Below are 13,035 nucleotides of genomic sequence, written 5' to 3'. Positions count from 1 at the left end.
GACGGGTTCTCGTCAGTGCAGGGGTACGGCGTAGTGCAGACCACCTCGGGTCCACAGCTCGTTCAGTCCGCGCGGCACGCCCAGTCCGGAAGCGCCGCCCAGATTGCGCTCGTAGATGTCGGCGTAGGTGCCGACGGCTTGCAGGACCCGCGCGGCCCAGCCCTCGTCCAGGCCCACCGCGCTGCCGTGCGGACCCGCGAGCCGAGCGGCTTCCGCGAGGGCCTCGGCCCGGTTGTCCGGGCCCGCCTCGTCGACGTGGTGTTCGGCGGCGAGCAGCAGCTGCAGCACCCAGCGGCACAGCCGGTACCAGTGGGGGTCGTTGTCGCGGACGGCGGCGGCCATCGGCTCGCGGGAGATCGACGCGTCCAGGACGCGATGGGCCGCGGGATCGGGGAGCGTGGCCCGCTCACCGGCCAGCGCGGTCCGGTCGAGGACGTACGCGACACACTCGCCGCCGGCATAGCCGGCCAGGGCCGCGGCCGGGGTCGGAAAGGTCACGGGCTCGACGGACAGGCCCCGCCTGCCGTACCAGGCGGCGAGGTTGGCGGCGCTCGTGGTTCCGGCCTGCACGGCCACCCGGGCCCCGGCCAGCTGCGCGGGGTCCTGGATTCCGCTGTCCGCGCGGACCATGAACCCCTCGCCGTCGTAGCAGGTGACCCCGGCGAACAGCACCGGCCACCGCGCCTCACGGCCGAGCGTCCAGGTCAGGTTGCAGACCGTCAGCTCGGCGTCCCCCGCCGCGAGCGGGTCCAGGCGCTCGGCCGGATCGGTCGGCAGCCACTGGACCGCCTCGGGATCGCCGAGGGCGGCGGCGGCCACGGCGCGCGCGATATCGGTGTCCAGACCGGCCCAGCGGCCGTCGTCGCACTGCGACAGTCCGAGGATGCCCCGGCTGACGACGGCGCGCAGGGCGCCTCGGTCACGGACCGCGTCGAGCGTCGGAGACGGGCTCCTCGTGTGGGCGGTGGTCGTTTCCGCGCTGGTCGTTTCGGCGGTGGTCGTTTCGGCGGTTATCGCGGTCGCCGTGGTCATGACAGGCTCCACTGGGGTACTCGGGTCAGCTGCTCACGGTCGAATCGCCGCTCGTTGTAGGCGAGCATGTCGATCAGGCTCTGCGCGGTGAGCGGCCGTGCGGCGGTGGACGGCTCCGGTTTCAGGGGCATCGCGCCGGGCTTCGCCCACCGCAGCAGGCCGCGGGGATCGACGTACGCCCGGGACTTGTTGGCGTTGTCCTGGTGCAGGCAGAACGGCACGTCGAGATGGCCGCGGGCGAAGGCCCGCACCAGCGCGGCGCCCACCGTGGGGGCGAGCTCCAGCGTGCTGTCCACCAGCAGCCGGGCCTCCTCGTACACGCCCGTCGAGGTGGCGGCCCAGGGTTCGCCGTGGGCGGCCTCGTCGGCGGCGACGGCCGAGGCGAACTCCAGCGCGTCGACGTTCTCCGCGACGGTCGGGATCCGGTACGCCTCCGCCGGGGTCTTGACGATCAGTCGCTCGGACCCGCTGCGCACCGCTAGGCGCGCGCTGTCCTCCAGGATCCGGAAGGAGCCGACCGGAGTGCGCGGGTAGACGCCCATGTAGGTGTAGAGCACGACGTGCCAGTCGGTTCCGCCCAGCCGCTCGCCCGCGAGCCGGCGCAGCGCGGCCAGGGCTTCCAAGTCCTGACCCCTGCTGGTCTGCTGGGCATAGCTGACGGAGATGCTGGTCAGCCCGTGCTCCTGGAAGAACATTCCCTCCAGCACACTGAGCGCCACCAGCAGGCTCGGCGGGCACAACTGGCCCAGCATGCAACCGCCGAAGCTCTCCAGGTGCATCTGCTCGTCCTGGGCGGCGAGCAACTCGCAGCAGCGCGACCAGGCGTCGACGGCCTGGGACAGCGGCGCCCTGCTGTAGGGCAGGCAGTACGAGACGGGACCGCCCTCGGTGGCGTCGATGTCCGCCGCCACCATCGCTTCGAACAGCGGATACGGCAGCGCGGAGCCGTGCCTGACCTGGACCGGGAAGTCCGCTCCCGCCAGGCCGTCGAGCATCTGCCGGGTGGCCTGCGGACCGTGCGCCACGAGCGGGAAGCCGTTGAGTTCGGCTCCGGTGCGCAGCGCGCTGCGGGCCGAGTCGTGGTCGTTGACCCGGGTGTAACTGTCCAGAGTGACGGTGCCGACAGCGGTGGCCTGTGCCCCGCGGACGGCGCGCAGCCCCTCACGCATGACGGGGATCTCGGCGAAGCCCATCCTGGGTTGCACGACGAGCCTGCCCTCGTCCTTCGCCCGGTGGACGAAGGAGGAGAAACGGCCGCGACGCGGCGCGGAAACCAACGTTGAACCGGTGGTGCGCTCCGGAGCGGCGGCGCTGTTCATGCGGCCGCCTCCACGGGAGAGAGTGCGGGCCGGGACGCCGGGTTCAAAGCCGCGAGGAATTCCTGGAAATCCTGCAGTCCGCCCTCGGACTCGAATACGGCGTCGAAACCGCCGGCCGCCAGCTCTTCGATGAACCTGACGTTTTCCGCACCGCGCACCCCGAGCTTTCCGCCGATGACGACGCGCAGTTCCCTGAGATCGGGTTCCTTGCGTATCTTCCGGATGAGCCGGAGTCCGTCGAGATGGCCGTGTCCGTTCACCGTGCTGAGGACCAGGACGTCGGGTTTCTCCGCTCGGCACTCCTCGATGATGACCTCGTCCGGAACGCAGGCTCCGAGATTTCGCACCTCGCCGCCGTGCTCTTCGAGCAGCAATTGAAGAAACACCAGGTTCCACATGTGGGCGTCGGAGGAGACGCTCGACACGATGAATTTCCTGCGCTGGCGCATGACGTTCGACATGAATTCTTCTCCATACGATGAGCGACGGACCGCGAAAATCATGTCTGGGTGCGCATAATCGCGTCCAGGGACGGCGGCATGGAAAACGCGATGCCCGGTATCAACACCTTCGATCAGGCGTCCGCCGAGGCGTACTCGGCCGTCATGCACTCCATCGTCCGGTCGATGAAGAGGCGCATTTCGCGGGTGAGCTGCCGACCGCGCCGCCAGGCGAGCTGGGTGAAGACCTCGAACGGCGGTTCCCAGGCCAGCGCGGCGAGCGTCCCCGCGGCGATGTCGTCGGCCACGGTCATCGTGGGCAGCAGGCTCACGCCTAGCCCCACCGCCAGGCCACGCTTGATGGACTCGATGTTGCCGAACTCCAGGAACGGCACCGGCTCGCCCGTGCCGTCGTTGAGTTCGGCCTCGAACAGCTCCCGGTAGGCGCAGCCCGCCTCCGGGGCCAGTACCTGCACCTCGCGTAGCTGATCCAGGGTCACCTTCTCCTCGGCGACCAGCGGATGGTTCGGGGCGGCGACGACCACGAGCGGCTCGCGACCGAGCATTTCGCTCTCCACACCCGAGTGCCGGGTCTCCGCCTCCATGAGGAAGCCCATGTCGAAGGTGCCCTGGCGCAGCGAGTGGAGGGTCTCCGCGCAGAGGCTGGGCCGCAGCACCAGCTGCACATGCGGATAGCGGTGGTGGAAGAACTCCAGTACCGGAGGCATCCGGTACGAGGTGACGCTCTCCATGGTGCCGATGGTGAGCTGGCCCGAGGGCTCTCCCTCGTCGACGGCCACTCCCCGGGCCTCGCCGGCGAGCGTCAGCATCTGTTCGGCGTAGGGCATGAGCCGCTGGCCGGCCTGGGTGAGCTGGATCCTGCCCCCGAACCGCTCGAAGAGCTCGACGCCGAGCGAGGTCTCGAGGCTCTTTATCTGTGCCGTGACACTGGACTGCGCGTACTTGAGCTCGGTCGCGGCGCGGGTGAAGCTGAGTAGCGTGGCGACCTTGTGAAAGGTCGTCAGTTGACGGATGTCCACAGTGGCTCCAAGGCGGGTTTCGGTGATGAGTGACGAAGTCGGGCGCCCCCCAAGGGGCGCGGGGCTGCATCGATCTGCGGCTCCGCCGCGTGAGCGCGACCGTTCACGACGGGACCCGCAGACGATCGACGGCCCATCGCGGCCCTCCCCGCGGAGCGCTTCGCGCCTGTCACGGGGTGGGGGCCGCAGGCCCCTTGTCGTCCGCGACCACTTGAGTGCCCGCATGCCCGTCGGCCGCGATCGACCCGGCGGTCCCGCCCAGGCCGAGGACCAGAGCCACTGCTGCGAGGAATCCGATGAGCCGCGCCGGCTTGTTGCGCATGTCTTTCTCCCCTTGGATCGGTGATGTTCTCGATCGACGTCACCGATGCTGGGCGCAGCCCTTACCGCACCGTTCCCCTCCCGTTACCGCCCGCGACCGCTCCGTTCCCGTGCCATCGGGCGGGCGAACCCCCTATGATCGCGCGGCAGGGGTCCTGCCAGGTGCTTTGCCTGAGTCAGGGGGACATCAGGGGGCATGATGGAGGCAAGCGAGCAAGGAGAGTTGCGCTTCAACGTCCTGGGTTCGCTCGAGGGGTGGTCCGGATCCTCGCGGCTGCGTCTCGGCGGAGCGGTCCAGGAACGTGTACTGGCCACGCTGCTGCTCGAACCGGGCAGGATGGTGCCGGTGTCCCGGCTGGTGGAATCGGTGTGGGACGACACGCCGCCGCCGACGGCCGCGCACCAGGTCCGCAAGGCTGTCGCCCATCTGCGCCGGCGCGTCCCGGACGGCAATGACGTGATCATCACCGACGGCCCCGGTTACCGCGCTTCGGTGGACGACACCCAGCTGGATCTCATCGAGTTCGGCACCCATCTGGGCACCGCGGGCCGAGCCGTCTCCGAAGGACGCACCACCGACGCCGTCACGGCCCTGCGCCGGGCGGTCGCCCTCTGGCGCGGCCCCGTCCTGTCGGGCATCGGCGGTTCCGTGATCGAGGCCGCGGCGACCGCCCTCGAGGAACGCCGCCTGACTGCCGCCGAGCAGCTCCTGGAACTGCGGCTGGGACTCGGCGAGGCCGCCGAACTGGTCGTCGATCTGCGCGACTTGATCGTGCAGCACCCGCTGCGCGAGACCCTGCGCGGCCATCTGATGCTGGCCCTGTACCGCAGCGGCCGCCAGGCCGAGGCACTGGAGGAGTACCAGCGGGTCCGCGCCCTGCTGGCCGACGAACTCGGGATAGACCCCGGACCACAACTGACCAGGCTCCACGAGGGAATTCTGCGCGAGGCCCCGGAACTGGCCGCCCCCGAGCCCCCCATGCCCGCCCCTCGCGCGCCCGCTGCCCCGCAGTCCGCCGCCCTCCCTGCCGCATCCGCGTCCGGCAGCTGGACCACGGCCCCCTGCACGCTGCCCTACGACCTGTCCGACTTCACGGGCCGGCAGAAGGAGCTCAGCGCACTTCTCGACTGCATCAAGGACAAAAACGATTCGGCGGAGCGGCACACCCCGATCGTCGCGATCGACGGCATGGGCGGCAGCGGCAAGACCTCGCTCGCGGTGCGAGCCGCCCGCCAGATGTCGGATCTCTTCCCCGACGGACAACTCCACATGGACCTGCGCGGCTTCACACCGGGCGAACGGTCCGTGACGCCCGCCTCCGCACTCGACAGCCTGCTGCGGGCACTAGGCATACCCGGCGACCGCATACCCGACGACGTCGAGGGCCGCGCCGCACTGTGGCGGTCCACACTGGCGGACCGCCGCGTACTGCTCCTGCTCGACAACGCGGTCGACGCCGCCCAGGTCCTCCCCCTGCTCCCCCCTGCACCCGGCTCCCTCGTCCTGGTCACCAGCCGGGCCAGACTCCTCGACCTCGACGGCGCCGAATGGATCTCCATCGGACCCATGTCGCACGAGGACAGCGCGCTGCTGCTCAAGGAGATGCTCGGTGAGGCACGCGTGGCCGCCGAGCCGAAGGCGGCGGCGGAACTCGTCGCCCTGTGCGGTCGTCTCCCCCTCGCACTGCGCATCGTGGCCGCCCGTCTGCGCAACCGGCCACGCTGGACCGTGCAGTATCTGGCCGACCGGCTGCGCGACGAGACCCGGCGGCTGGAGGAGCTCAGCGCGGGCGAACGCAGTGTCGCGGCGACACTGCGGCTGTCGTACCAGGCGATGGCCGAGGAGTACCGCACCTCGTTCCGCGTTCTGGGTCTGCACCCGGGCACCGACATCGACGTCCACTCGACGGCCGCCCTCCTGGAGATGGACACCCACGACGCCGAGGACGTCCTCGAACGCCTCCTGGACGTCCATCTGCTCCAGCAGCCCGACATGGGTCTGTACCGATTCCACGACCTGGTACGCAACTTCGCGCGGAGCCAACGCGGGCCCGCCACCGAGCAGGACGACTCGGCAGCCGTGGAACGTCTGCTGGGCTACTACCTGACAGCCACCGAAGAGGCATGCCAAGTGCTCTTCCCGGGGCGCAAGCGCAGTTCGACGGGCATCGCGGTCCACGCGGGCGAACTGCCGCCCCTCCAGCACCCGGCACAGGCCGCACAGTGGTTCGATCGCGAGCACAGCAGCCTGCTGGCGGCCGTCGTCCTGGCCGACGGGCACGGCCTCGACCGCCACACGGTGTGCCTGACCCGCAACATCGTCTTCCAGCTCAACGCCCTCGGCCGCTTCGAGGACTTCAGGTACCTCAGCCAGGTCGCGGTCTCGGCCGCGCGCCGGGTCCAGGACCTGGCCCTGCTGGGCGCCAGCCTGTCCAGCCTGGGCATAGCGTGCTGGAAGCTCGGCCACTTCGACGAGGGAATCGAGGTGGCCGGCGAAGGGCGCGACATCGCCGTACGCCTGGGCGACAAGCACACCGAGGCGCACAGCGAGTCCACCATCGGACTGCTGCTGACGGTACTGGGCCAGCACGCGGACGCACTGCCCCACCTTGAACGCGCGATGACCCTGGAGCGGGAGCTGGACATCCCGCGGGCACAGGCGGAGACGCTCACGATCCTCAGCACGCTGTACGAGCAGTGGGGCAGGTACGAGGAGGCGGCCTCCGCGGCACGGCGTGCCCTGGAGATCCACGGCGAGGTGGACTACCGCAACAACCAGGTCATGGCGCTGACCGATCTCGCCTTCGCCCACGTGGGCCTGGGCGAGTACGAAGACGCCCGTGCCTGCCTGGAACGGGCCCGCGGCCTGTGCGACGAGTCGAGCCCGCCCGGAGACTTCGCCCTGGTGCTGGCACTGTCCGCCGAGGTCGCCCAGTGCCTGGAGGGTGGGTCGGAGGTGTCCGGCCTCACCGAACACGCCCTGGAACTCGCGCGGACGAGCGGCAGCCCCACCCGCCAGGCGAAGGTCGAGAATCTCATCGGCCGGTTCCACCGCCGACGGCACGAGTACGACCGTGCCATGGCCCTCCATGCCCACGCACACGAACTGGCGTCCGCGATCCGCTACCGCGCCGAGGACGCGCGGGCCCTGTACGGCATGGGCTGCGCGGCGGAAGCACTCGGCGACACGGCCTCGGCCGCCGAGCACAAGGCGGCCGCGATCACGCTCTTCGACTTCATGGGTTCAACACCGCACGGCTTCGGCTGAGACCGCCGGGCGCCGGCCTTACACGGGCCAGGCTTGCGCTCTCAGCCAGTGCCTTCCCGCAGGGGTTCCGCCCCCGTCCCGGTGTTCGCGGCTTCCCACCGTCGCCGTACGGCGGTGAGACGCTCGGCCACTTCATCCGGCGAGGACCCATCGACCACGACCTGGACGGCACGGCCACCCGAACCCGTGGCACCGCCCACGATGTCGACCTCGTGGACATGCGCCGAGGCACGGATGCCGTCCAGCAGCCCGGCCGTCGGCTCCGGGGCCCCGTCGGGAAGTGCCAGCCTGGCGAGGGCCGCGAACCGTACCGCGTCCGGCTCCCGCGGTGACCGCCCGGCCAGTGCCGCCAGGATGTCGTGCCCCGGATCGCGCCCTGTGGCCACCCTCATCAAAAGCGTGATCGGATGGCTGCTGGGGCGCGGCCGGGACGACGCGATCCTAGGACCGCTCTCGGTGAGCACCACATGGGTGTGCGCGAGCCCGGACTCGTATCCGACCAGGTCGAGCAAGGAGCGTACGGTCGCCCGGACACCGGCCCTGTCCGCGTCGCTCAGCGGTGCCGGGTACAGCAGTTCGGCTCCCGCGGGCGCGGCGCTCCGCACGGCCGTCATGCCGATCACCTCATGCATGCCCTCACAGGTCAGCGTCTGCACGCTGACCTCCGGCCCGGCCAGGAACTCCTCGACGAGATACGGCCCCTCTTGCGCACCGGCACTCCACTCGTCGAGGTCGGCCCGGTCCCGGACGACCGTGACCCTCGGGTCGCCCCCGGCCTTGACGACGAGCGGCAGCGGGACCTGACCGGCCAGCGCGCACACCGCCGCCACGGACTGCGCGGACGTGGCCCTGACGACCGAGACGCCGCTCTCGTTGAGGATGCGTCGCATGGTCACGGGGTCGCCGAGCCTGCGCAGAGCTTCCGCGAGGCGCGGTGAGATGTCCACGAGCGCGCGCTCAACCGCCTGATGAAGCGCCTCGGATCCGCCGAAGTACAGGATGTGCTCGATCCCGTGCGTGAGCCCGCAGTTCACCAGCAGGGAGTGAAGTGCGTCCCCGGCCTCCGTGTCCACGACCAACTGCCGCACCGTGGAATGCCCGACCCCGACCTCATACGCCACCGAAGCGGCGGCGCTCTGTACCGACCAGGTCTCAAGACCCGCCGTCGCCGCCGCGTCGATCACGTGGGCCGCCGGCTCGACCAGCAGCACCCGCTGTCCGTTCTCCCCCACTGCCCTCTCCTCCCTACCCTGGAGTCCAGGACAATGCCGCCTCGCCTTACCGATGACTTCCCGGTCCGGTCCCGCTGTCGACAACAGTGAGGTGGTACGTCGTGTCCACCCAGAAACCACCGGTGGTGCGCGCCTTGATCTCGAGCACGTAGTGGCCGGCGGACAACGGATCGAACGCACACCAGAGCCCCCAGGCGATGCGCCGCTGCAGCGCCGCGCGGAAGGGCTTCGAAGTGAACTCCTTCATCGGCAGAGGAAGTCCATTCAGGAACGCCTTGGCCTCGGCGACCTCCATCACCATCGGCTCGCGAGAGGTCAGCGTCTGCGGCCGCTGCGTGTTGAACACCGGGAAGAAGACCGGCCGTCCCGAGGGCATCGAACAACGCCGCACCACGCAACCGCCGTAGGTACCGGCCAGGAACCAGACATCCTCGGGCTGACGCCAGCCCGCGAACTCCCCCGTCTGATCCCTGACCGGGCTACGGTCGTCGGGCGCCGACAGCGCCCACTGCCACCAGCGGGCAGCCAGCTCACCACCACGCTCGGGCCCCAGCCCCTTGAAGTCCCCCCCGACCGAAACCGACTCGCTCACGGCTCCCCACCCCTCCACTCGCTCAGACGTGCGATCACGCCGGCGAGACCCTACACGGCAAGATCGATCACGACGTAGTGCGGCGGCTCAGGGCAGGTCGTCCCTGACAGCACGAACCTGACAGCACGAAAAAGACCCCCGCTGAGATCAACGAGGGTCTTCGTCCAAACCGATTGCCCGGCCGGGGGTGGAGCCGCCTTCGGGATTCGAACCCGAGACCTACGCATTACGAGTTGTCCGATCTTGGTCCTGGGCGGTCCGTGAACATCCGCGAATAGTGCTCGGTGCCTGTTCAGAAGGGTTTCCAGACCTCATCGGACGGCGGTAGATGATTGCGGAACAAGTGGCCATTGAGACCGGAACCGAGACCACAGCCGCCCGAGTCGCCTCAAGGGCGATTGCGTGGCCGGTGGCCCTGCCAGAGAGCATAAAGAGTTGTCGCGGCTGCTGTAACGGCGCCAACGGCGGTCGGCCCTGCCCAGCAGTAGACAACGGTCGCGGCTGCCAGCAAGATCGCCAAGCCGACGAGGTCAATGATTCGTTCATGTGTCCTCTGCTCGGTGGGGCTGCGCCGCTTTCGGATCGGGCCAGTCATCGAGTGCTCCCCCTTGAGGTGCTCTGGTTTGTCGCCCCATCAGTGAGCCACGCCTCGATGGCCATCCCCGAAGTCCAGGACACGTTTTTCTGTCCAGAACTGCGGAAGAGTGTCCAGGTCGGCCAGGATGGGGAGGTGGGTTGTCCTGGACAGGGTCCGAGCGTGTCCAGAACAACTGGGAGCGATCCGGAGAGGCGCAATGCCATTGCCGTGGGAGAGCAGCAGGGACACGTGGACTGCGTTTCGCGCAGACCTGCGAGCGCTGAAGAAGGCGTCAGGACTGACCTATAGGGAGATAGAAGCCAAAGCCGCGAAGGGGGGCAAGACGCTTCCTCGTTCGACGATCAGTTCCATGCTGAGCGGCACCGGAGGCAGGGTGGGCAAGGAGGGGGAGGCCACAGATAGGCTTCAAATCCTGATCAACATCTGTCTACAGAGAGTGGACACCAGCGACCCGGCCGGACAGCCTTGGCGAGAAGCGGATGCTTGGCAGCATCGCTGGGAGAGCCTCAACGACGCCGATTTGCATCGTCCAACCCAGACGCAGAGCTCAACTACTGGTGTGAGGATTCCAGGCCTGGCGGGCTGGGACGGGATGGCAGAAGCCCTCGGCTCCGCCCTTGAAACCCCCTGGCTGGACCACAAGCACCTCAAAAGCCTTGCAGTTCTGATCGACGGTCTAGGCGAAAGCGGTCTACCTCTGGAAGCCCTACAGGTGGCTAAGCGCCTTCTCTACGAGGCTGAGGAAGCTCTACCTTCTCGCGCCACTGGCGTGTTAGCCGCGCGGCATATCCATGCCTACTGGACCGGCGAGGCTGGGGATAGACGCCTTGCCCGTACGCTAACCATGGCCCTGGCCGAGGATTGCCGTTCCTCGCTCGGTGCCGATCACCCACTAACGCGGCTTGCCCACCTGCGCAGCGCCGCGTGGATGCTCGCATGTTCCGAGATCGCCGCTGCCCGCAGGACCTTCCGTGCCCTCGTCGAAGCCAGCAGCGAGAATAATCAAATTACGCTACTGGCGCGTTGGGGAGGAGCCGTTGCACTGAGCCACGTAGATGCAGAGGAGGCAGCCGACCGGATCGCACAGCTCCTGCCGGCCCTCAAACTCGCGTATGGCACCCATCACGTCTTAACGTATTCAGCGCAGATGACTCAGGTCATGGCACTCCATGATGCCGGACATGTAATACGTGCGCTGCGGCTCGCCAACCCGCTCATCGAATCTGCGACGGATAATTTAGGCATCGACCATCCATTGACGCTACGCATCCGCGGGTATCACGCGGGGCTAACCCGAGAATTGAATAGTCGTGATTCCCTTGAACTGGCGGAAGCGGCTCACCGTGACTGCCGCAGGACCCTTGGCGACACCCATCCTGACACTCTGGTCGTCGCTAACGTACGTGCCGTCGTTCTTTCCGAGTATGACCCAAGGGCGGCCCTGGCCCTATGGCAGGAGCTAGTGGTCCACGGCACTCATGTACTTGGGGCTGCGCATCAAACCTCTCTCGTGATCGCTGCCAACCTCGCCGTCGCCGTCCACGAGTTGGAGGGGCCTGCCGCAGCGCGACCACGGTACGAAGCCGTCTTGGAAACGCAGTCGCGCATCCTGGGCCAAGACCACCCCGACACCCTGAACACCTGGAACAGCCTCGCCGTCGCCGTCCACGAGTTGGAGGGGCCTGCCGCAGCGCGACCACGGTACGAAGCCGTCTTGGAAACACAGTCGCGCATCCTGGGCCAAGACCACCCCGACGCCCTGACGACCCGGAACCTTCTCGCCGTCGTGATGCATGGTCTGGAAGGGCCCGCCGCAGCACGCCCCCTCTACGAAGCCGTCCTGGAAACACAGACACGCATCCTGGGCCAAGACCACCCCGACACCCTGAGCACCCGGTACCTTCTCGCCGGCGTGGTGCAGGAAGTGGAAGGGCACGCTGCGGCACGCCCTCTCCTCGAAGCCGTCCTGGAAGCTCGCACGAGAATCCTCGGTCAAGACCACCCCGCCATCCTGACCACCCGGAACGGTCTCGCCGTCGTGATGGATGTTCTGGAAGGGCCCGCCGCGGCACGCCCTCTCTACGAAGCCGTCCTGGAAACACAGACACGCATCCTGGGCCAAGACCACCCCAACACCCTGACCACCCGGAACAACATCGCGGGCGTAATACAGGATCTGGAAGGGCCCGCCGCGGCACGCCCTCTCTACGAAGCCGTCCTGGAAGCTCGCACGAGAATCCTCGGTCAAGACCACCCCGACACCCTGAGCACCCGGAACGGTCTCGCCGTCGTGATGGATGTTCTGGAAGGGCCCGCCGCGGCACGTCCCCTCCACGAAGCCGTCCTGGAAGCTCGCATGAGAATCCTCCGTCAGGACCACCCCGACACCCTGAACGCCCGGAACAATCTCGCGGGCGTAATACAGGAAGTGGAAGGGCCCGCCGCGGCACGCCCTCTCTACGAAGCCGTCCTGGAAGCTCGCACGAGAATCCTCGGTCACGACCACCCCGACACCCTGAGCACCCGGAGTAACCTCGCCAGCGTCCTGCTGGATCTGGAGGAACCCGGGGCGGCACGCCCCCTGGTTGAAGCCGTATTGGAGGCTCGCACGAGAATCCACGGTCACGACCACCCCGGAACGTTGTTCGCCCGGTACCGAATAGCCTTCATCACCTTAGAGTTGGACGGCGCTGCGGCGGCACGGCCACTGCTTGAGGACTTGCTCGAAACACAGAAGCGCACGCTGCGGCCAAATAATCCAGACATCCTCGCCACCCGACAGGCCATCGCAAAAGCGGTGACCAACCTAGAGGGAGCAGCAGCGGCGCGATCGATGTGGCGAGAACTCTTGGATGACGGTTGCGCTGTCCTTGGTGCGCATCACCCGCACACGCTAGCCACCAGGCAACTCGCCCGCGAGTTCTATCCTAACGAGGACTGGTGGCAGTTGCCCTGACGCCTTCAGCTTGTCTGGATGACGGCGCTGTCGACCTAGACGTCGGCGGCACTGTGCGGCCAGAGGGTCGTGTGATTGCCGCAGAAAGGTGGGGCCTCGTGCGGCCCGTTCACTCAGAACCCACTGGGGTGACCACACGCGAAACTGGCTTCGGCACTCGCTTCAACTGACTTTCAAACGACAGAGAGAGGGTGAAGGAGGCAAGGTGGCGGATAGTTTAATTGTAGTGTCCGCCGG

9 protein-coding genes are annotated in these 13,035 nt (G+C 68.1%); 2 read left to right on the top strand and 7 right to left on the bottom strand.

The genetic code is table 11. The annotated features are described in order from the left end of the window. Positions 1–12: 12 nt before the first annotated feature. The 5 genes from ACFQ6S_RS12150 to ACFQ6S_RS12130 form a co-directional block, all read right to left on the bottom strand. Positions 13–1,032, bottom strand: coding sequence for a transporter substrate-binding domain-containing protein (locus ACFQ6S_RS12150; protein WP_383406874.1), 1,020 nt, complete (start codon positions 1,030–1,032; stop codon positions 13–15). Continuing rightward, positions 1,029–2,351: a methylaspartate mutase gene (locus ACFQ6S_RS12145; RefSeq protein ID WP_383406871.1), complete on the bottom strand. Its 1,323-nt coding sequence runs from the start codon at positions 2,349–2,351 to the stop codon at positions 1,029–1,031. Before ACFQ6S_RS12145 ends, ACFQ6S_RS12150 begins: the two co-directional genes overlap by 4 nt. After that, positions 2,348–2,812: a cobalamin B12-binding domain-containing protein gene (locus ACFQ6S_RS12140; protein ID WP_383406868.1), complete on the bottom strand. Its 465-nt coding sequence runs from the start codon at positions 2,810–2,812 to the stop codon at positions 2,348–2,350. Before ACFQ6S_RS12140 ends, ACFQ6S_RS12145 begins: the two co-directional genes overlap by 4 nt. A gap of 113 nt (positions 2,813–2,925) precedes the next feature. After that, positions 2,926–3,831 carry a LysR family transcriptional regulator gene (locus ACFQ6S_RS12135; RefSeq protein ID WP_383406866.1) on the bottom strand — a complete coding sequence of 302 codons (906 nt, stop codon included), beginning with the start codon at positions 3,829–3,831 and terminating at the stop codon, positions 2,926–2,928. Between the two features lie 169 nt (positions 3,832–4,000). Continuing rightward, entirely contained in the window at positions 4,001–4,153 is a 153-nt protein-coding gene (locus tag ACFQ6S_RS12130) for a hypothetical protein (RefSeq protein WP_383406864.1), read from the bottom strand. Between the two features lie 195 nt (positions 4,154–4,348). On the opposite strand from ACFQ6S_RS12130, the gene ACFQ6S_RS12125 reads away from it, so the two are divergent. Then, a complete protein-coding gene (locus tag ACFQ6S_RS12125) occupies positions 4,349–7,420 on the top strand; it encodes a BTAD domain-containing putative transcriptional regulator (protein WP_383406861.1) in 3,072 nt (1,023 codons plus the stop codon). A 41-nt stretch (positions 7,421–7,461) separates the two neighbouring features. Here ACFQ6S_RS12125 and ACFQ6S_RS12120 read toward each other — a convergent pair whose 3' ends face one another. Both ACFQ6S_RS12120 and ACFQ6S_RS12115 read right to left on the bottom strand, forming a co-directional pair. Then, positions 7,462–8,652 (bottom strand): hypothetical protein, encoded by a 1,191-nt coding sequence (locus ACFQ6S_RS12120; RefSeq protein WP_383406859.1) that lies wholly within the window; start codon positions 8,650–8,652, stop codon positions 7,462–7,464. Between the two features lie 46 nt (positions 8,653–8,698). Then, positions 8,699–9,244, bottom strand: a complete 546-nt coding sequence (locus tag ACFQ6S_RS12115) for a hypothetical protein (RefSeq protein WP_383406857.1) — start codon at positions 9,242–9,244, stop codon at positions 8,699–8,701. Positions 9,245–10,191: 947 nt separating this feature from the next. On the opposite strand from ACFQ6S_RS12115, the gene ACFQ6S_RS12110 reads away from it, so the two are divergent. Continuing rightward, positions 10,192–12,798: a tetratricopeptide repeat protein gene (locus ACFQ6S_RS12110; protein ID WP_383406854.1), complete on the top strand. Its 2,607-nt coding sequence runs from the start codon at positions 10,192–10,194 to the stop codon at positions 12,796–12,798. Positions 12,799–13,035 lie beyond the last annotated feature (237 nt).

This window comes from Streptomyces sp. NPDC056479 (assembly GCF_042795335.1).
GTDB lineage: Bacteria > Actinomycetota > Actinomycetes > Streptomycetales > Streptomycetaceae > Streptomyces.
The sequence above is the reverse complement of the archived record's forward strand: the minus strand, read 5'-3'. Positions and strand labels throughout refer to the sequence as shown.